The sequence below is a fragment of the Trichococcus flocculiformis genome, from assembly GCF_963662535.1.
Classification (GTDB): Bacteria; Bacillota; Bacilli; order Lactobacillales; family Aerococcaceae; genus Trichococcus; species Trichococcus flocculiformis.
On the sequence record NZ_OY759718.1, the window covers coordinates 2,205,593 to 2,225,544 of the forward strand.

General features: G+C 45.8%; 16 protein-coding genes. 1 reads left to right on the top strand and 15 read right to left on the bottom strand.

Translation table 11 applies throughout. The annotated features are described in order from the left end of the window. Positions 1 to 6: 6 nt before the first annotated feature. The 10 genes from ACKPCD_RS10575 to sufC form a co-directional block, all read right to left on the bottom strand. Complete coding sequence (locus ACKPCD_RS10575; RefSeq protein ID WP_068561119.1) at positions 7 to 753, bottom strand: amino acid ABC transporter ATP-binding protein; 747 nt, start codon at positions 751 to 753, stop codon at positions 7 to 9. Beyond that, positions 750 to 1,460, bottom strand: a complete 711-nt coding sequence (locus ACKPCD_RS10580; protein WP_321433169.1) for an amino acid ABC transporter permease — start codon at positions 1,458 to 1,460, stop codon at positions 750 to 752. Before ACKPCD_RS10580 ends, ACKPCD_RS10575 begins: the two co-directional genes overlap by 4 nt. A 15-nt stretch (positions 1,461 to 1,475) precedes the next feature. After that, entirely contained in the window at positions 1,476 to 2,294 is an 819-nt protein-coding gene (locus ACKPCD_RS10585) for a transporter substrate-binding domain-containing protein (protein WP_321433170.1), read from the bottom strand. Continuing rightward, a complete protein-coding gene (locus ACKPCD_RS10590; protein ID WP_321433171.1) occupies positions 2,291 to 3,082 on the bottom strand; it encodes an amino acid ABC transporter permease in 792 nt (263 codons plus the stop codon). The genes ACKPCD_RS10585 and ACKPCD_RS10590 overlap by 4 nt, the downstream gene beginning before the upstream one ends. Before the next feature lie 385 nt (positions 3,083 to 3,467). Further along, positions 3,468 to 7,667, bottom strand: a complete 4,200-nt coding sequence (locus tag ACKPCD_RS10595) for an NACHT domain-containing protein (RefSeq protein WP_321433172.1) — start codon at positions 7,665 to 7,667, stop codon at positions 3,468 to 3,470. 519 nt (positions 7,668 to 8,186) lie between these two features. After that, positions 8,187 to 9,581 (bottom strand): Fe-S cluster assembly protein SufB, encoded by a 1,395-nt coding sequence (gene sufB, locus ACKPCD_RS10600; RefSeq protein WP_276647314.1) that lies wholly within the window; start codon positions 9,579 to 9,581, stop codon positions 8,187 to 8,189. Beyond that, entirely contained in the window at positions 9,578 to 10,063 is a 486-nt protein-coding gene (gene sufU, locus ACKPCD_RS10605) for a Fe-S cluster assembly sulfur transfer protein SufU (protein ID WP_321433173.1), read from the bottom strand. Before sufU ends, sufB begins: the two co-directional genes overlap by 4 nt. Beyond that, positions 10,050 to 11,285, bottom strand: a complete 1,236-nt coding sequence (locus ACKPCD_RS10610; RefSeq protein ID WP_068561113.1) for a cysteine desulfurase — start codon at positions 11,283 to 11,285, stop codon at positions 10,050 to 10,052. The genes sufU and ACKPCD_RS10610 overlap by 14 nt, the downstream gene beginning before the upstream one ends. Then, positions 11,282 to 12,574: a Fe-S cluster assembly protein SufD gene (sufD, locus tag ACKPCD_RS10615; RefSeq protein ID WP_321433174.1), complete on the bottom strand. Its 1,293-nt coding sequence runs from the start codon at positions 12,572 to 12,574 to the stop codon at positions 11,282 to 11,284. Before sufD ends, ACKPCD_RS10610 begins: the two co-directional genes overlap by 4 nt. An 11-nt stretch (positions 12,575 to 12,585) precedes the next feature. After that, the gene (sufC, locus tag ACKPCD_RS10620; protein WP_068561111.1) at positions 12,586 to 13,359 is read right to left on the bottom strand and encodes a Fe-S cluster assembly ATPase SufC; all 774 of its coding nucleotides are present in this window, start codon (positions 13,357 to 13,359) and stop codon (positions 12,586 to 12,588) included. A gap of 255 nt (positions 13,360 to 13,614) precedes the next feature. Here sufC and ACKPCD_RS10625 point away from each other — a divergent pair, with 255 nt between their 5' ends. Then, complete coding sequence (locus ACKPCD_RS10625; RefSeq protein WP_321433175.1) at positions 13,615 to 14,340, top strand: gamma-glutamyl-gamma-aminobutyrate hydrolase family protein; 726 nt, start codon at positions 13,615 to 13,617, stop codon at positions 14,338 to 14,340. 333 nt (positions 14,341 to 14,673) lie between these two features. On the opposite strand, the gene ACKPCD_RS10630 is transcribed toward ACKPCD_RS10625, so the two are convergent. From ACKPCD_RS10630 to ACKPCD_RS10650, 5 genes are all read right to left on the bottom strand, one after another. After that, on the bottom strand, positions 14,674 to 15,030 hold the full coding sequence (locus ACKPCD_RS10630; protein ID WP_321433176.1) for a glycine cleavage system H family protein: 357 nt from the start codon (positions 15,028 to 15,030) through the stop codon (positions 14,674 to 14,676). A 17-nt stretch (positions 15,031 to 15,047) separates the two neighbouring features. Further along, the gene (locus ACKPCD_RS10635) at positions 15,048 to 15,401 is read right to left on the bottom strand and encodes a Spx/MgsR family RNA polymerase-binding regulatory protein (protein ID WP_119093513.1); all 354 of its coding nucleotides are present in this window, start codon (positions 15,399 to 15,401) and stop codon (positions 15,048 to 15,050) included. Positions 15,402 to 15,425: 24 nt separating this feature from the next. Continuing rightward, positions 15,426 to 16,622: an FtsW/RodA/SpoVE family cell cycle protein gene (locus ACKPCD_RS10640; RefSeq protein WP_321433177.1), complete on the bottom strand. Its 1,197-nt coding sequence runs from the start codon at positions 16,620 to 16,622 to the stop codon at positions 15,426 to 15,428. 127 nt (positions 16,623 to 16,749) lie between these two features. Next, entirely contained in the window at positions 16,750 to 17,739 is a 990-nt protein-coding gene (locus tag ACKPCD_RS10645; protein ID WP_086988164.1) for a YihY/virulence factor BrkB family protein, read from the bottom strand. A 976-nt stretch (positions 17,740 to 18,715) separates the two neighbouring features. After that, entirely contained in the window at positions 18,716 to 19,756 is a 1,041-nt protein-coding gene (locus ACKPCD_RS10650; protein ID WP_321434561.1) for a branched-chain amino acid aminotransferase, read from the bottom strand. Positions 19,757 to 19,952: the final 196 nt, after the last annotated feature.

The following is a 19,952-nucleotide window of genomic DNA, read 5'->3' on the forward strand; positions in this document are numbered from 1 at the left end:
CCTCCTCTATCTAGCCATTTGAGTTGTGAAACGGGCCAAAAAGGCTTTGGTCCGCTCTTCTTTTGTTTGTTCAAACACTGCTTTGGGTGACCCTTGTTCAACCACTAGGCCGTTTTCCATAAAGACGATTTTGTCCGAGACTTCATAAGCGAATTTCATCTCATGCGTCACCAGCACCATCGTTGCGCCAGTTTCTGCGATGTCCCGCAGGAGCGTCAGCGTTTGTCCGACCAATTCCGGATCCAACGCTGAGGTCGGTTCATCGAACAAGATCACTTTGGGATTCAGCGCCAAGGCACGCGCAATTCCGATGCGTTGCTGCTGGCCACCGGATAATTGGCTGGGATAAAAATCTTTGCGTTCGGTCAGTCCCACTTGTTCCAACAAGGCATCCGCCACTTCGTACGCTTCCTGCTTGGTTCTCTTTTTCGTCAGCAACAGCGGCATCACGATGTTTTCGCGTGCTGTCTTGTTGTGGAACAACGCATAATTTTGAAAGACCATCGCGGTTTGGCGTTGATGCGTCAAAATCTCTTTTGGATTCGCTTTGTTAACGATCGTTTCGGTCTCTCCCAGGAGAATGCTGCCTTCATCTGCCCGTTCCAAAAAATTCAGACAGCGGAGAAAAGTCGTTTTGCCGGAACCGCTTGGCCCCAGAAGGGTTACAACTTCCCCTTTGGCGACATCCATATCGATGCCTTTGAGGACTTCCTGCTTGCCGAAGCGTTTGTGGATATTGCGTACTTCCATCATAAAATCGCCCTCCTCAATTTACGGGTCATGCGCTGTTCAAGGATTTGCGCACCTTTCTCGATCACCAGACTGATGCCCCAGTAGATAACCGCAACCGCCACATAGGCTTCCAGGAAGCGGTAGTTTTGCTGGGCTGTGATCTTCGCGGCTGCAAAGACATCGACGACACTGACCATCGAGGCTAAGGATGAAGCCTTAATCAAGCTGATCAATAAATTGCTGAACATCGGTAATGAAATCGGGATTGCCTGGGGAAGCAGCACCCGGCGGATTGTCTGCAGGTTGGTCATGCCCATCGATTTGGCGGCATCGAACTGGCCTTTTTTGATAGCCGCGAAGGCCCCGCGGAAAATCTCGCTGCTGTTGATCGTGGCCAACAGACTCAGTGCGGAAATGGCGATCCAAACCATGTTGAAATCTCTGAACCGCAGCGACCAGTTCATGGATTCCGACCAAACATCAAACTGTTTGGAAGCGATCAGGTAAAGCGCGAGAATGATCAATACCATCGGGATGCCTTTCAACAAAGTGACAACCACTTGGAAAAACTGGCTCAGTCCTTTGATGCGATACAGCCGGATCAGCGCTATCCCTAACCCTAAAATAACGCCGATGACGATCGCTGTGATGGCCATGAATAGTGTTGTGCCGATGTATTGGCTTGCTACTTGCAATGATTGGATCATCACCTCAAATTTGAAACTCATGGCCCTCATCCTTTCTTATTCTGGAACGTAATCACCATCTAAGTATTCTTCAGAAAGTTCTTTAATGGTTCCATCTGCTTTTAATTCCTCCAATGCTGTATTCACGGCATCGATGAAGGCTTGGTCGGTTTCTTTGTTGAACAGCAGGTATGCATCTGAGTTGTGGACTGGTTCACTGCCAATCGCTAAATTTTCGCTGAAGGATTTGTTCCAGTTGTCGACTTGATATTTCGGCGCTAAGCTCGCGTCCACTGCTCCGGAAGTGATTGCTTGGACAATCTGCTCATTGTTATATTCGCCATAAACCAATTCAAAAGCATCGGGATTTTCTTCTAAATAGGTTTCAGCCATTGCTGCCTGGTTCGTTGCGGTTGTGGCGTAGACTTTTTTGCCGGCAAGATCGTCGAAGGACTCATAAACCGCTCCTGCATCCGGATCCGAAACGATGTAGGTATCCCATACCACGTAACCGACATCCCCATAGACGAATTTTTCTTGGCGCTCTGCGTTCACTTCATATTCATAGGCCGCCATCTCAACTTTGCCGCTCTCCAGATTCGACAAAGTTGTCGGGAAGTCCGCTCCTTCAAATGTGAACGTGTACTCCGTCAGTTTTTCATCAATGGCTTTCACTACAGCGACATCATAGCCATCGTATTCGCCATTTTCATCCAAATAAGCATAAGGCAGAGCTTCATTCCCGGTTCCTACTTTGATCTCTGTCGCCCCGCTGTCTGCTGTACTATCGGTTTCAGCTGAACCGCTGCCGCATCCAGCCAAGATAACCCCTGCCATCATCAAACTTGCTCCGAATCCCACTGTTGATTTTTTCATAATAATTCCTCCTTCAGGTTAGTCTCGATTTTTTGAACCTTTTTCATTTGAACCTCTTTATTTTTAATAAGGAATAATCTCGGCAGTGGGAACGACGATTTTTTTGCTTCTGTGAAATTCATCCGTTTCTCCAACACGTCAAAGACTCTTTCAAGAATAACGCTCAACGTAATGAACAGAATTGCCGCGCCTACATAGCCTTCCAACGTGTGGTAGGTCACGGCACCAATGGCCCGCGCTTTCCCAACCACATCCACGATCCCGATCGTAAATGCCAACGATGTATCCTGCAACAACGCGACGGTCGTTGTGCCAAACGAGGGTAATGCTACGACAACAACTTGCGGAAGAATGACACGCAGGTACATTTGCGACTTCGTCAATCCACATGCAATGCTTGCTTCTTTCTGCGTGGTCGGTACACTCAAGATTGCGGCTCGAATGGTCTCTGATTGAAACGCTGCGGTATTCAATCCATAGGTAATGTAGATGAAAATAATTTTGTCCCATGATGACACATCAATCTGGATCGCCTGTAAGAGGCTGGGCACACCGTAATAAACGATGTATAGCTGGACAAGAATCGGCGTCCCGCGAATAAAGGAAACAAATACTGCGGCTATTTGATTCAATATCGGAATTTTTTCCACCCGTATGAACGCAATAAAACTTCCTAACACCAAGCCTACAAGAGTCGCAATGCCTACAATCAACAAGGTCACGGGCAACGCACTGAGAATTTTTGGAAAAAACTCCCACACTAGATCCCAACTAAAGAAACTTGACATTTTATTCCCTCCTCTCACATTTCGTTAAATTCATTACTGTCAGAACTTTCTGAACTTCTTGAATTTCCAATAGAATACCTTACTGTCCCGTTCTTCCACAATATGTTGTGCCTTCTTGATACTTTAATTCGTAAATATCGTGCTTTTGATTATGAAAATAAAAAATGAAGCGTAACCATGGTTATTTTATTTTGCGAGAAAACTCTTGAGCGATCGCTTCCCTCGCAGGGAAAACCTCGTGCCAAAGAGTTCTATTTTGATTTCTTTTATTTTGGTAAATAAAGAAATAGCCGAAATACCCGCGAATAAATCGCATGGTATTCGGCTATTTCTGGTGCGAACTAAAGGGTGCGTTTTTTTTATTTTTCTAAACAAGTCATTTCTATTAATGAGCAAATTTTCCATACTTATCATCCTGTTCAACGTAAGTAAATTCATTATTTTCTTTGACAAAATAGTAATGCGAATCATGATACTGATTCAACCCAACTTTATCATAGTAGCATTGCCAAACAATTGTGCAATCGTTTTTTAAACAAAAATCGTCTATGAAATTTTTTTTCCCCAAAAGTACACTTTCTGACTCAATAACTCTACCATCAAAACAAATAATATTATTTTCGTCATCCCTCCAATAATAATCTGAATCCATTTTCAAATTTCCAAACTCTACTAAATGCCTACTAGGCATTAACATAGAAAGTATATTGTTGGGTAAATCTTCTTCTAACGAAGTGAATTGTTGTGATTTTTCCCAACCATAACAATGACTTGAATGTATATAAAACTGACTTGTTTCATTATAATCATCAAGTTCTTCCCAATTCATGTACACATTCGACCAATAGTACTCTCTTAAAAATATATTATGAGTTGATGGAGATGAAACATTACCAATATCACTCATGAATTCTTCATGAAATTTTTTTAATTGAGAATTCCTAACAAATACTGCTCTACCCATTATCGTCAAATTATCATCTTTACCAAGTAAGTAATCCTTAATATCTTCATTTTTCCGGCGTTCATCATGGTAGAACGATAAAGCGTAAAACTTCTCAGAATCAACTTCCGTAGTTAAATAGTACTTAAGATTTTTTATACCTATTTTCTCTAAAATCCATTCATTAGTGAGATAGTCTGGCAAAGAAAATTGGAATAGTTTGTTTTTAGTTACAGGGAGATTCTCATCAATTACAGTTACATCAATGTCCCGTATAGAAGTATCCCAAACTTGCCATTCCCCTTGGTATTTTTTTTCTGTACTTACAATATGCTCTGACTCATCAATGTCCTCTCCATTAAAAACAGCCAAATTTCCATGTTCTAATAAAGAAAACATTTTTTCTCCTTTATCTTTAAGATATTCTTTGTATTCATCATCAAAAATCACTTCAAGTTGATAAGGAATAAAATTATCTGAAATTTTGGCTAACATCTCATGAAAAGCAATCCATTCATATTTTTTTCCAATTCTTTCTTCTTTATACGAGTGTCTATCAAAGTAGCGATTATCCATAGTGTCAAAGTCAGAGAACAATTCTGGTGAATAGCCTAAATCCAAACATCGTTTAACAGCAATATTACTCAAATCTTGCAAATCAAATTGTTCTGCCCAAGGAGAAAGAGCCGATTGGAATGTATATCTTCCAAAGTCCCCATACCCTCCTTGAGCTCTTCCAAAGTTGGTTACCATAGAACGAACTATACTATTAAACCCATGGTGTTCATCATATTGTTTTTCTAATTCTAAAATTTGCTCATCTGATATCGCTTCATAATCCCATACGCCTTCATATGTTGGAAAAACTTTTGAAAAGTCTATTTCTTGTCTGTCCAACGCTCCACAATAAATAGCATAGTTCATTATTTGCCGTCCATAATCTCTAGCTAAAACATGTGGGACAACTTCTTCAACATCAAAAAATTTCTTGTAAACACACTTTGATATTTCGTGTATTTTTTTATTATCAGTTATATTTGTGACTGCACCATATACAGCAGCCATCACTCGTTCCACAACATAGCGATCATTTACATTTACAAACTTTGATAAGAACAATTCAATTAAATCAGAATCTAGACTTAATATTTTAACTATTGCGATAGTTGCTTGATCTCTATAATATCTGTTTGTACTTGAAAGTATCCAACCTAACTGCAACAATATTAATTCAGCTTCTGTTCTATTTCTAATCTTATAAGACTCTCTATACCATTTAGCAAATTGACTAACAAATGTTCTATATGGTTTTGATATATTAATAGTCCAGATCAAATCAATTTCTTGCTGGGTTTTCTTTGAAAGAAATTCATGCAACCACTTAGAATTTACTGGTGAATCACTATTTGTTGATAATTGAAATTGTGAATACACGAAATATTTCATCAAATCTGGAACAGTAGTTATATTTTTTTCAATAAATTTTATAAGTCTATCTGAAACAGATTTAGAATTTCTGAAAGGGAGACTTTCAAAAATAACTTCAAAAATGAGGTTACTATTACCTGCTTTCGGCAAATACGAATTTATTTCTTTTTTCTCATGATTTGCAATTAGTGTAGATAACATAATTAGCATCCCGTAATTATTACGTAATGATAAATCATCTCTAAAATATAAAGCTAACTCTGGGACACTCTCCAAATCATCAATTTCTTCACCTTTAACATACTTCTGATAAACATAATCTGCAATAAAGAAATCACTGAATTTTTCAAATTGAAAATCAAGGAACGACTTGTTTTCACCCATATCAATAACCTGTAATAAACCTTCGTTGATCAACTCTTTGAGCAAGTTTCCAGAACTATCGATAGCTAATTCTCTACCAACTTTTATTAACCTATCATACACCGTGTTGTATTCTAAGAATGACCACTTGCTCTCAATTTTTAACTCTGCAATAGCTAGGATTGATTCTCGAATAACTTCTCTCCGTGAATCAAAATTCATACGATTTTCTGAAGATAATATTAATTCTAAGTTGGATATATAATGTTTCATAATAACTTCTATTGAGAAGTTAGAAGAGAACTTATCTAAATTTGAATCGATAAGTAACTGACAGACCATTTTCAAAAATAATGGATTGTTATACTCCTCATTAAAAGAAGGAACTGTAGGATAAGCTAATTTATAATATTTACAGAACGCTTTAATCGAGTCATTAACAGTCCCCTCTAACCCAGTATGCACTATTTTTTTAAAGTTTAATTTTTCTTCTATATCATCCGGAATGATTAGCTCATCATATTCTGATCTAACAGATAAAACGATTCCAATATTTGGATATTCTTGAATCTCTTTGACTAATCCATTTAGGCGCTCTTTCCAAAATACTCTACCCACACCTTCATTTAAAGCATCTAAGAAAATTATTGATCTTAGACCTGTTTCCACGCTTTTTCTTTCAAGCTGCTCCAAAATGGATTTAAAAGATGAATTAGGCAACCTTAACCACTCCATAATTTGATTACTTGGCTGGGATTCATTGTAAAAATAGGAACCCAAAAACAGAAAAGTAGCATGCCCTCTTTCAGTAAACTTTTTTGCGTAATCAGCTAGCAGATGGCTTTTTCCAATACCCGCATTACCTGTTATTATTAGATACGGTTGATTAATCAATTCGATTTTTGAGACATCTAAAAACTCCGTTAAGAAAGTTAAATCATTTGTAGCAAGTTCAATATAATACCGCAAATGAGATTTTTCTTCCTGACTCAATTGCTCTATCCAGTAAACATCAGGGAGATTTATAGATTCGAGTGTTTTTCTTAAATCTATAAATTCTGATTCAAATGAAATCTCTGTTTCTAATAATTCAAGATATTGCTCTAAAACCGCACTTTTCAATTCTTTAATTGAACTATATCTCTCGCTACTCGTAATTACTTGACAGAGCTTTGAATAGCTACTTGACGCTCTGCATCTATTTTTATTTATCTCTAAAACAAACTCCGTTGATTTCCCTAAACACTCTAGAGACCATCTATTTTGTGTTTTTATATTAAAATCTGAAGTATATCTTCCACCTAAATTATTAATTGTCCGGTTTAATGAATGTGTTAAAAATTCTGTAGAAAGTTGTATTTCACTATTATAATAAAGCTGTGAAAACCTTTTATCTAACAAAGTACTTATAGCACTCAATTGTGTTTTTGACTCTATAGTCATACCAGAGAACATTCTGCCATTCAGCTTGGCAAACAAATCAGCAAAATATTGTTGCAGTAATTTTTCATTAGTAAAAATAGGACGATTGTATTTGGAGTTTTGTTCGTTCATATAACTCATTGCCTGAGTGACAAGTTTGGATACAAAAATTTCTTTCTCGGAAGTAATTACGCTAGAGTATTTCTCATATACAAATCGGTATATTGCAAATCGTATACTGCTTTTTAGCATAAAATCTTGAAAGCTTTTTCTATCTATTTCAGAATCTACAAATTGTATCTGAAAACTTGAGATGGAGTTCATAATTTTTTCATATTCTTTCTTTTCTAGCAAGTTATCTATTTTTTTTGAGATACTTTTTTCCAGAAACATTTCAGATATAAATGTGCAAAACCATGTTAGAATCATTTTACTCCTCCAAAAAATTATTAAAATAGTCATTACTGTTATTTATTCCCCCAAAAATACTCTTCAGATGAAACAAATCTATTTTATTTTTTAAATTCAAACCAATAAATTAAGTATAACAAAGAAGAAATAAACAAACTACATTACCAAATTGTATTTATTTCTTACCTTTAAAACAATGAACTTTAGTAAAAACGAAAAATAATGTTTATTGCTTTAAATTTGGGTCGTACTCCTCAATTAGTTGCGCTCAAATTTCAGTCGTTTCGAGCGGCATATGCATATGCCGCTCTGGTCATTCCTCTATCTACAATGGTGGGCTTGCAATTGAATCCTCAACCATCAACATGACTATGAATATCTACACATGTAACCAAAAAACAGAAGAAAATGCTTATGAACAATTTTCAGAACACTTCAACTTTTACTTTTCCAATCGAATGGAATTCCCTCCGCTATTTTGGGGAAAAAAAATGCTAGAAAAGGCTTGATGCAGCCTTTTCTAGCATTTTTAATGGTTTACCCCACGCTGCCTTCCATCTCATACGCAATCAGTCTGTTCAACTCGACTGCATACTCCATCGGAAGTTCTTTGGTGAATGGCTCTACGAAGCCCATGACGATCATTTCGGTCGCTTGGGACTCGCTGAGGCCCCGGCTCATCAGGTAGTAAAGTTGCTCTTCGGAGATTTTGGAAACTTTCGCTTCGTGCTCCAGGGAGACTCTACCGTTGTGGATTTCGTTGAACGGAATCGTGTCGGAAGTGGAGATGTCGTCCATGATGATCGTGTCGCATTCGATATGCGAGATCGATCCTTCCGATTTCTTGCCGAACTTCACTTGTCCGCGGTAGTTCACTGCCCCGCCGTCTTTGGCGATCGACTTGGAGACGATCGAGCTGGACGTGTTCGGCGCGTTGTGGATCATTTTCGCACCGGTATCCTGCAGTTGGCCTTTGCCGGCGAATGCTACGGAAAGCATCGTTCCTTTGGCGCCACGGCCGTTCAGGAAGATACTTGGGTATTTCATGGTCACTTTGGCACCCAAGTTGCCGTCGATCCATTCCATGGTCGCATTTTCCAGGGCTACTGCACGTTTCGTAACCAAGTTGTAGACGTTTCCGGACCAGTTTTGGATGGTCGTGTAGCGGCAGTAAGCATCCTTCTTCACGATGATCTCAACAACTGCGGCATGCAGGCTGTCGGCCGAATAAGTCGGTGCGGTACAACCTTCAACATAGTGGACGCTGGCGCCTTCGTCGACGACGATCAACGTGCGTTCGAATTGGCCGGAGCCTTCGTTGTTGATACGGAAGTAAGTCTGCAACGGCACATCGCATTTGACACCTTTCGGCACATAAATGAACGTACCTCCGGACCAAACGGCCGAATTCAAGGCTGCTTGGAAGTTATCTGTCGGTGGTACAACAGTGGCGAAATGTTCCTTGAAGATTTCCGGATATTCCTTCAGGGCTGTATCCGTATCGGTAAAGATGATGCCCAATTTCTCGAACTCGTCCTTCATGTTGTGGTAGACGGCTTCCGACTCGTACTGGACCGTTACGCCGGCCAAGTATGCACGTTCGGCTTCAGGAATCCCGATTTTTTCGAAGGTTTCCTTGATTTCGTCCGGCACATCATCCCAAGTCCGGGCAACTTTATCGGTGGCTTTCTGGAAATAGGTGATGTCATCGAATTGGAGAGTGGATAGATCCGGCCCCCATTTCGGCAACCCTGCTTTTCTGTAGGCTTCCAATGATTTCAGACGGAAATCCAGCATCCATTCCGGTTCATCCTTTGATGCGGATACTTCCCGGACGATTTCCTCAGTCAGTCCTTTACCGGTGGAATAGATGATTTTTGCGTCGTCATGAAAGCCAAATTTATAATCGTCAACTACTGGTACTTCACTCATACAATCTCTCCTTCATGCGGGGATTCCGCTTGTTCTTCCCCTTTTTCTTTTTTGTCCTGGATAATTGCTCTTTCCAAAGCCTTCCAAGCCAAAGTGGCGCATTTGATGCGGGCAGGGAATTTCGCGACGCCGTTCAGGACGATCGCTTCGCCAAGGTGTTTTTCATTCGGCTCGATTTTATCCTGGACCAGCAGGAAAAATTCTTCCGCCAGAGCCACTGCTTCTGTCTTTGTTTTGCCGATGACAACGTCGGTCATCATGCTGGCGCTGGCTGTGCTGATGCTGCAGCCATGACCGGAGAATTTCGCGGCCGTGATCGTGTCGCCGTCCATCGCCAATTGAAGTGTGATGACATCGCCGCAGGTCGGGTTGTTCAGTTCGATCTGCTCGTCGGCGTTTTCCAAGGTGCCGTAATTGTGCGGGTGACTGGAGTGGTCAAGAATGACATGGCGGTATAGGTTTTCTAGTTTAGATAAAGCCATCTTTGAAAAACTCCTTTATTTTATGCAAGGAGGCGATGAATTGATCGGCCTCTTCGAAAGTGTTGTAGAAATAGAAACTCGCCCGGGCTGTCGAGGATACGTCCAAATAACGCATCAACGGTTGCGCGCAGTGGTGGCCGGCGCGGACAGCGATGCCTTCCATGTCGAAAGCCGTAGCCAAGTCATGCGGATGGATCCCTTCCAGGTTGAAAGTGATGACGCCCGTGTGCTTTTCCGGATCGGCAGGACCGTAGACAGTGATGCCTTCGATCGCCTGCAGTTTCGGTAGGACGTAGCGCACCATTTCCTTTTCATAGGCTTCGATGGCATCCATGCCGATCGCTTCCAGATAGTCGACTGCAGCCCCAAGGCCGATTCCGCCGGCAATGTTCGGTGTGCCCGCTTCGAATTTCCAAGGCAGGACACTCCAAGTGCTTTCCTGATCATAAACAAAATCGATCATTTCGCCGCCGAATTCGACAGGCTCCATCTTTTCAAGCAAGGCTTCCTTGCCGTAAAGCACGCCTGACCCGGTAGGACCGAGCATCTTGTGGCCGCTGAAGGCGTAGAAATCGGCGTCCAATGCCTGCACATCGACTTTCATATGCGGCGTCGATTGGGCGCCGTCCACGACGATGTAGCCATTGTGCTGGTGGATCAATGCGGCCAGTTCCTTGATCGGGTTGGTTACTCCCAACACGTTCGAGGAATGGCAGACCGACAGAATTTTGCCTTTTGCAGTGATGACTTCAGCCGATTTTTCGACATCGACGAAGCCGTCTTCTGTTAGCGGCAAGTAGACCAATTTGGCCTGCTTGCGTTTCGCCAACTGTTGCCAAGGAACCACGTTGGAGTGGTGTTCCATCGGCGTGATGTAGATTTCATCGCCTTCTTCGACGATCAGATCGCCGAAGCCGACAGCAACCCAGTTCAGGCCGGTTGTCGTGCCACGGGTGAAAAGGACTTCCTTCTCTGAAGCGGCATTGATGAAGCGGCGCAGCTTTTCGCGGGCGGCTTCGTAAGCTGAAGTCGCGCGTTCCGCCAACGTATGCACGCCGCGGTGGATATTGGCGTTGTCATGCTCGTAATAGTGTTGGATGGCTTCCAGCACCTGTTTCGGTTTTTGGGAAGTGGCCGCATTGTCCAGATAAATCAGCGGCTCGTCGTTTACGGTCTGGAAAAGGATCGGGAAGTCTTGTTTGATTTTCTTTGCATCGATCAAAGTTTCATCAACTTCCTTTCGATCATCTCCACCAAACCGTCACGGATTTCTTTGACCGGGATGGCCGCGATGACCGTACCCAGGAATCCGCGGATGACCAGACGTTCTGCTTCTGCCTTAGGGATACCGCGGGAAAGAAGATAGAACATCTCTTCCGGATCGACGCGTCCGACGCTGGCGGCATGGCCGGCTGTGACGTCGTTCTCGTCGATCAACAGGATCGGGTTCGCATCCCCTCTGGCGTTATCGGACAGCATCAGCACGCGGCTTTCTTGTTGAGCATCTGCACCCTTCGCGCCTTTGATGATGTGGCCGATGCCGTTGAAAGTCAAAGTCGAACGGTCCATGATGACCCCGTGCTGCAAAATATGGCCGATTGAATGTTTGCCGTAGTTCGTGACGCGAGTATCGATGCCTTGCACTTGTCTGCCGGTGGAAACGGCCACGACTTTGATTTCACTGTGGGAGCCTTCACCGATCAGATCGGAATCGAAATCGGAGATGACATTGCCATCGTTCATGACGCCGATCGCCCACTCGATGGAGGAATCTTTCAACAGGTGGCCGCGGCGGTTGATGTAGACGGATGTGTTTTCGCCCAGCGTGTCGACTGCCGAAAATTTGACTTGCGCGCCGGTTTTCGTGATGACTTCGACGATGATGTTGGCGCTGTTCTTTTCATTGCCTTCAGTTTCATAGCGCTCCACGTATTTGACGGAGCTGTTCACGTCAGCGACCAAAAGCACGTGTTTGACGAAGCTTTCCTTCACATGGGAGTTTTGGATGAACAGAGCTTCCAACGGCTCTTCGATGACGACGTTCTTCGGCACATAAAGGAAGACGCCGCTGTTCATGAAGGCTGTGTGGAAAGCAGTAAAACGATCTTCTTCCGGTTTCACGGCTGTCGTCATATAGTATTCTTGGACCAGTTCAGGATAATCCTGAGCGGCTGTGTATAAATCGGTGAAAATGACGCCTTGATCGATCAAATGCTGCGGTAATTGCTCCATCAGCGTCACATTTCCGTATTGTACGATTTTCGGTGTGTCGCCCAAATCATATTGGAGACCTTGGCTGTTCACCAATTCCTCGCCGTATGCACCGGCGGAGATGGTCGTTTCAAACAGCGGCCAACGGTGGTAGCTGATGCGTTCCATCAATGGTAAAGCCAGCTCTTCGTATTTTTCAAGCCATTCCAAACGTTTATTGCGCATCCATTCCGATTCTTCCTTTTCAATGGAAAACAGACGAACCGCATCCAACAAGGACGTTTTTTCTTCGTTCAGCATGTGACGTCCTCCTATTCTTCATCCAATTGGATATCTAGACCTAATTCGTCGCGGATGCCGCGGTAGCCTTCCGCTTCCAGACGTTTCGCCAAGCTAGCGTCGCCGGATTTCACGATGCGGCCGTCCATCATGACATGGACGAATGTAGGGTGTACATAATTCAAGAGACGTTGGTAGTGGGTGATGATCAGGACGCCGAAGTCAGGACCGGACATCAGATTGACGCCTTTGGAAACGACTTTCAGAGCATCGATATCCAAACCGGAGTCGATTTCGTCAAGGATCGCGAATTTCGGTTCGATCATCATCAATTGCAGGATTTCGTTGCGTTTCTTTTCTCCGCCTGAAAAGCCTTCGTTCAAATAGCGTTCGGCCATTTCTTCCGGCATATTCAGGATTTCCATTTTTTCGTCCAATTTCTTGATGAAATTCATGACCGAAATTTTGTCGTCTTCCGGGCGGCGGGCATTGATGGCCGCGCGCATGAATTCAGCGTTTGTGATGCCGGCGATTTCGCTCGGATATTGCATCGCCAGGAACAGGCCTGCGCGTGCGCGTTCGTCGACTTCCATTTCCGTAACATCTTCGCCGTCCAAGAGAACTTGGCCTTTTGTGATTGTGTAGCTCGGGTGACCCATGATTGCTTGTGACAGAGTCGATTTACCTGTACCGTTCGGCCCCATGATGGCGTGGATTTCACCGGTGTTCATCACCAGGTTGACGCCCTTCAAAATTTGTTTATCCTCAATGGAGACATGCAGATCTATTATTTCTAAAGTAGACATAAATTAACTCCTCACAATCTATATATTTTAATCGAACCTTCATTATTGACACTACGACTATTTTAACCCAATTGAAAACCTTTCGCAATGGAATCATTATGAAAACCCCATTAATCAACGATACTTCTTTTCAATTTATAATCATTATAAACTATCGACCGATTTTGTCCACTCATAAGAACGATTCTTTCCCATATTCACGATTATGATGTAAAATGATGAAAATCAGCCAAGAAAGAAAGGAAGACATCATAAATGAGACCATTGATCGGCATCACCGGCAACCAATTACTGGAGGCTGTCCCTGCTTTTTCAGGAATTTCCGTCGCCTACACACCCATTGGATTCGTGAAAGGCGTACAGGCCGCGGGAGGTAATCCTTTGATCATTCCGATCGGCGCCCCCGAAACGGCAGCCGACTATATCGCTAAAATCGACGGACTGCTGCTGACTGGGGGACAAGATGTTTCGCCAAATTTTTACGGCGAAGAACCGAGCCTGCACATCGGCGCGACCTTCCCTTTGCGCGACGACTTCGAAATGGCGCTCGTGGAGGAAGCTTTGAAACAGAAGAAACCGATCCTGGCCGTCTGCCGCGGCTTGCAGATCCTGAACGTTCAGAAGGGCGGCAGCTTATATCAGGACCTTGCGCATGAATATCCGGATATGCGCATCCAGCATGTACAAAAGACCGACTTCAAATATGCGACCCACTCCGTCATCGTGATGGAAGGCAGCCACCTCCACGAACTGGTCGGTGAAAAACTGTCGGTGAATTCCTTCCACCATCAAGCGTTGAAAGTTGTTGCCAAAGGTTTGCAGCCGGTCGGATACAGCCCTGATGGTCTTGTTGAAGCCGTTGAAGCGACTGACCCGGAACAAAGCATCCTCGCCATCCAATGGCACCCGGAGACGATGATACCGGAAGCTAAAAACATGCGTCTGTTCTTTGAGGATCTGGTCGCGCGGGCTGCGCGCTAGGAGGATTTCGGTTTTCGGATTCGGGTCTCGGGTTTCGGGTCTCGGGTTTCGGGTTTCGGGTCTCGGGTTTCGGGTCACCAGCTCCGGCGAGGGAACCTTGGCCGGAGTTGGTGGCGGAATAGTTTCGCGTCCTCCGGTGAGGAAACGTTCGCCGGAGGATCGCACAGGATAATCCGTTTTCCTCCGGCTAAATCCCTCTCACAGGAGAAAAGAACAGTTCCTGGCCGGCTCCTCCGGCCGACCCGGCCTTCGCCGGAACACAATTAAAAATCAAAAAGGCAAACACTCGGACACGATGTCCGCATGCTTGCCTTTTCATCTTTTCACATTCTTCTAAAGTCCGGATTCATTCTGCAAACCTACGAAGTCTTCAGTAGATACGTCCGTCAGCTCGACGATCCAGTTCATTGCTGCATCTGTGCTGTTCAGGTTCTCCGGATTGTTTTCCAATGCTTCGTTGACTGCCGTAACCGTACCGGCCAATGGAGAGGCCAAGTCGGTCATCGCTTTAGCGGCTTCGACACCGATCAGCGTGTCGGTCGTTTTGATTGCGCCCGTTTCAGGAAGATCGATGAAGCTGACTTCGCCCAGATCGTCCTGGCCTTTTTCGGATAGGCCGACGATGTATTTGTCCGCTTCCTTTTTGATCCAGAAGCCGTTTTCACTGTATTTCACTGTATTTTCAGTCATGTTTTTCCCTCCTTAGCTTATTTCCAGGTCGTGCTTAATTTTTCTTCGTCGTGGCCGACAGTGATCTGCGTGCCGTCCGTTACGAATGGCCGGCGGATCAGCATGCCGTCCGATTCCAGCAGGTCAAGCGCTTCTTCAAGTTCCATGCTGTCGAGTTTGTCCTTCAGTTGCATTTCCTTGTACAGATTCCCGCTCGTGTTGAACATACGGCGAAGCGTCAAATTGCCGGATGCAATCGCTTGGCGGATGCTTTCACGATCGGGACGCTCTTCACGGATGTCCTTCAATTCGTAGGCGATGCCTTCTTCGTCGAACCAAGCGCGCGTTTTTTTGCAGGTCGAGCATTGGGGATGTTGGTAAATTGTGATCATATAAGTGCCTCCTTGGGTTTAGATTCAGATTCCGAAATGTTCGTCCTCTTCCGAGAACATGTAGCTGCGGTAATGGTAGCGCATCGACATGACCAGTCCGATCCCCAGCATATTGCCGAGTAGCGCCGAGCCACCTTGCGAGATGAACGGCAACGGTATACCGGTGATCGGCAACAACCCGATCGTCATGCCAATATTTTCCAATACGTGGAACAGGATCATCATGATGACGCCTGTCGCCATGTAGGCATAAAATTCATTTTTCGTGTCAAAACAGATGCGGATCATTTGGTAAATCAGCAGAAAATAGATAAAAATGAGAAAACAACCGCCGATGAAACCGAAATTCTCGCCGATAGTGGAAAAGATCATATCGGAGACGCGCACCGGCACGTAGACTTCGGAAACGCCGAGGCCTTTGCCGAACAGTTTGCCTGATCCGATCGCTTTCATGCTTTGGGCCAATTGATAGGCGTCCCCGGTACTGTCCCCAAACGGGTCGAGCCAGGAATCGATCCGGGCGAATTGGTAATTCTGGAAACCGAAATTCAGGAGCACATCGCGGTTGTAGACGACCAAGTAGATAAGCAGCGACCCGATGGCACCGATCGTCCCGAATACGGGCAACAGGATTTTCCAGGATACGCCGGAAAGGAACGTCATGCCGATGATGATCGCCAGAAAAACGAGTGTCGTACCGAGGTCGTTCTGCAGGATGACCAAAAGGAGCGGCGGCGCCGACCACATGGCGATCTTCAGCAGCAGGTTCATGTCGGTTTTTTCGGTCCGGTCATCAATCTGCATATTGTGCTCGGTGATGACCCGCGCCAACATGATGATGAGCGCAACTTTCACGACTTCGGACGGCTGAAAAGTGACACTACCGAAGCGGAACCAACTTTTTGCCCCTTGGAGATAGTAGGTATTGCGGTCATAGAAGATCAGGACCAGGAACAGAAGCAGGATGCCGGCCCCATATGCGATCGGGGCAACTTTCCAAAGTTGTTCGGAATCGAAATGCATCACGATGGCGGCGGCGATGATGCCGATACCATACCAGACGATCTGCATGATGGTCGTACTGATGTCACCATCCGTCTGCAGGACGGTCGTTGAATAAATCGTCAGGACGCTGATGATGGCCAGAAGGAATACGGACAGGATAATGCCGTAATCGATCTTCGAAACATCCGCATTCTGCGTAGTTTGTTGATTTCGCATGATTAAATCCTTTCTTTCAAAAACAATAGGCGTGCTATCCTCTCATTATATAGAAACTTCGCGCAAAAAAAAAGGCGCCGAGGTTTAAAAAAACCTAAACCTCTTTGCCCTGTCTTTCTGGATTCGATCATATGTCTGCTTGTTTGTTCGTTTGGATACGCAGTTTTTTACGGATCAAACGCCGTTTCAGAGATTGCTCGTTGACACTCAGCGCCAATGCGTTCTTCGAATAACGGATTAAGTAGCGGCTCTCTTCCTTCAGCGCGACCGGCAACGGCTGGAAGTAATGGTACAGCATCACATTCAAGAAGCCACCAAGAATCAGCACCGTTCCCATCAGATACAACCACAACAGCAACGTGATCACGACCCCGATCGCACTGTTACCGATGGCCTGATTGCCGGCGACACCGACATACAAGGAGAACAGCTGCGAAATCAAGAGGAAGCCGATCGTTGCGAACGCTGCACCCGGTAGCGAATATTTAAATGACCAGCGCACATTCGGCACCACGTAATAAATGACTGTCATGATAATGGCGATGATCAAAAAGGCAACGATCCAGCGGAAATTTTCGAAGGCTGTGATGAAGTCCAACTGGATGGACAAAAACTCTTCGAAGAAATCCCGGATATACCTGCCGAACATGAACAGGAAAGCGACAAACGCAATCATGGCGACAAGCAGAAAGGCGATCACGAACGAAAAGATTCTGTGGACGATGAAATTTTTCCGCATCTTCGTGTTGTACACTTGATTCAAAACGTTCTGGAAGACATTGAATGCTTTCGACGCCGTCCAGATCGACAGCACTAGTCCGAATGAAACGACCCCACTGCTGCCACTGTTCAAGTATTGTTCCAGTATCGGGGTGAGTGTATTGCTGACTTCAAGCGGTAGGGCCATCTCCACGTAGGAGAGTACCTGCTCCCGCGGCAACGGTAATAACGGGATGATGTTCCCCAGCAACAACAGTGTAGGAAGCAGCGCCAACAAAACATAGTACGCCATCTCAGCCGACTGTCGCCCGATTTCCATCCGGCCCCAATGTTGCTGGAAAAGGACCATGATTTGGCGAATTTTTGGATTCTTGATGTATTTTCTTAATGCGTTCATTTGCTTTTTCCTCCCGCCAAGATCTATAGCTTAATCATAGACAAAAGTGAGATCGATTGCCACAGATATGCATTGTGCATGCTTATTCCAGTGATCTGACCTGGTCCGGGGAAGGTAGTTCTCGCCGGAGATGAAGATCCCGGTAAACTGTCACCTCCGGTTGGCTCGGCTTCGCCGGAGGTCAGCCCTCCGGATAACGCCTGTCCTCCGGCCAACATTCGCTCGCCGGAGTTGGTCGCCGGCACGCTCGCTGTTCTCCGAGGAACGGCCCGCTCACCGGCGCTAGCGTTTTCCGCCGGCGAAGACGGCCCTTGCCGGAGATGAATATCCCGATAAAATGTCACCTCCGGCCTGCTCGGCTTCGCCGGAGGTCGGCCCCCGGATAACGACTCTCCTCCGGCCAACATTCGCTCGCCGGAGCTGGTCGCCGGCACGCACACTGTTCTCCGAGGAGCGACCCGCTCACCGGCGCTAGCGTTTTCCGCCGGCGAAGGCGGCCCTTGCCGGAGCTGACGATCCCAGGAAAATGTCACCTCCGGCCTGCTCGGCTTCGCCGAAGTTCGGCACCCGGAAAACGACTCTCCTCCGGCCAACATTCGCTCACCCGGAGTTGGTCGCTGGCACGCACGCTGTTCTCCGCGGAGCGACCCGCTCACAGGGGCTAGCGTTTTCCGCCGGCGAAGACGGCCCTTGCCGGAGCTGGCGGTCCCAGGGAAATGTCACCTCCGGCCTACGAGGCTTCGCCGAAGTTCGGCCCCCGGATAACGACTCTCCTCCGGCCATCATTCGCTCGCCGGAGCTGGTCGCCGGCACGCACACTGTTCTCCGAGGAGTGACCCGCTCACCGGCGCTAGCGTTTTCCGCCGGCGAAGGCGGCCCTTGCCGGAGCTGACGACCTGTTCCGGCATCCAGAACCAAAAAAACAGCCCTCCGCCAGCATAAAAGCTTTGGGAGAGCTGCATTTCGTTCAATCGGATCAGTCCACTTTCACAATCCAACCTTCCGGCGCTTCGATGTCGCCGAATTGGATGCCGGTCAGTTCTTCATACAATTTGCGCGTCACAGGCCCGACTTCCGTTTCCGAATAGAAGACATGGAAATTTTCCCCATGCTGGATGCCGCCGATTGGTGAGATGACAGCCGCGGTACCGCACGCGCCGGCTTCGCTGAATTCATCCAACTTGTCGATGTAGACATCGCCTTCTTCGACTTGCATGCCCAAGTGGTGCTCGGCCAAGTACAACAAAGAGTACTTGGTGATGCTCGGCAGGATCGAGGGCGATTTCGGTGTCACAAAGCAGTTGTCCTTCGTGATGCCGAAGAAGTTTGCGGAGCCAACTTCTTCGATTTTCGTGTGCGTTGCCGGGTCAAGATAGATGCAGTCGCTGAAGTTGCGATCATGCGCTTCTTTACCGGGCAGCAAGCTGCTTGCGTAGTTACCGCCGACTTTCGCTGCACCCGTACCATGCGGTGCGGCGCGGTCGTAGTCGGACACGATGAAGTTCGTAGGCGTCAAGCCGCCTTTGAAGTAAGGGCCTACCGGCATCGCGAAGATGGAGAAGATGTATTCGGTCGCCGGGCTGACGCCGATGTTGTCGCCGACTCCCATCAGGTATGGACGCAGATAAAGTGTGCTGCCTGTGTTGTACGGCGGAACCCATTTCTCATTCGCCTTTACGACCGCTTTAGCCGCTTCGACAAATTTTTCAACCGGAAACTCTGGCATCAACAGTCGTTGGCAGCTGTTGATCATCCGCTTGGCGTTTTCTTCAGGGCGGAACAGGTTAATGCTGCCATCTTTTGTGCGGTACGCCTTCATCCCCTCGAAGCAGGATTGGCCGTAGTGAAGTACCGGAGAGCCTTCGCTGATGTGGACTTTGTTGTCGGTCGTCATTTCGCCGTCGTCCCATTTGCCGTCTTTCCAATAAGAAATGAAGCGGTAATCCGTCTTGATGTAACTGAATCCTAGATTTTTCCAATCGATGTTCAACGCTTTTTGTTCTTCTGTCTGTGTCATTTCTGTCATCCAAACCACTCCATATCTCTATTATTTACCTGTCATACTGAAAAAAAAGAATGAGCCTATGTGATTAGGCTCATTCTTTATGAGAGCCCAATGAAACGGAAAGAGGACTCTACTTGTAATAAGTAAGAATCCTGGGCTAAATCACTTCTAGAATGACTAGGGCATCGAATGAGAACAACGCTCTCTT

Excerpts from the sequence above, each read along its gene's own strand:
- sufU (WP_321433173.1), bottom strand. The coding sequence starts at position 10,063 with ATGGCTTTATCTAAACTAGAAAACCTATACCGCCATGTCATTCTTGAC.
- ACKPCD_RS10595 (WP_321433172.1), bottom strand. The coding sequence starts at position 7,667 with ATGATTCTAACATGGTTTTGCACATTTATATCTGAAATGTTTCTGGAA.
- sufC (WP_068561111.1), bottom strand. The coding sequence starts at position 13,359 with ATGTCTACTTTAGAAATAATAGATCTGCATGTCTCCATTGAGGATAAA.
- sufD (WP_321433174.1), bottom strand. The coding sequence starts at position 12,574 with ATGCTGAACGAAGAAAAAACGTCCTTGTTGGATGCGGTTCGTCTGTTT.
- ACKPCD_RS10635 (WP_119093513.1), bottom strand. The coding sequence starts at position 15,401 with ATGATCACAATTTACCAACATCCCCAATGCTCGACCTGCAAAAAAACG.
- ACKPCD_RS10585 (WP_321433170.1), bottom strand. The coding sequence starts at position 2,294 with ATGAAAAAATCAACAGTGGGATTCGGAGCAAGTTTGATGATGGCAGGG.
- ACKPCD_RS10575 (WP_068561119.1), bottom strand. The coding sequence starts at position 753 with ATGATGGAAGTACGCAATATCCACAAACGCTTCGGCAAGCAGGAAGTC.
- ACKPCD_RS10645 (WP_086988164.1), bottom strand. The coding sequence starts at position 17,739 with ATGAACGCATTAAGAAAATACATCAAGAATCCAAAAATTCGCCAAATC.
- ACKPCD_RS10640 (WP_321433177.1), bottom strand. The coding sequence starts at position 16,622 with ATGCGAAATCAACAAACTACGCAGAATGCGGATGTTTCGAAGATCGAT.
- ACKPCD_RS10625 (WP_321433175.1), top strand. The coding sequence starts at position 13,615 with ATGAGACCATTGATCGGCATCACCGGCAACCAATTACTGGAGGCTGTC.
- ACKPCD_RS10590 (WP_321433171.1), bottom strand. The coding sequence starts at position 3,082 with ATGTCAAGTTTCTTTAGTTGGGATCTAGTGTGGGAGTTTTTTCCAAAA.
- ACKPCD_RS10630 (WP_321433176.1), bottom strand. The coding sequence starts at position 15,030 with ATGACTGAAAATACAGTGAAATACAGTGAAAACGGCTTCTGGATCAAA.
- ACKPCD_RS10580 (WP_321433169.1), bottom strand. The coding sequence starts at position 1,460 with ATGAGTTTCAAATTTGAGGTGATGATCCAATCATTGCAAGTAGCAAGC.
- ACKPCD_RS10650 (WP_321434561.1), bottom strand. The coding sequence starts at position 19,756 with ATGACACAGACAGAAGAACAAAAAGCGTTGAACATCGATTGGAAAAAT.
- sufB (WP_276647314.1), bottom strand. The coding sequence starts at position 9,581 with ATGAGTGAAGTACCAGTAGTTGACGATTATAAATTTGGCTTTCATGAC.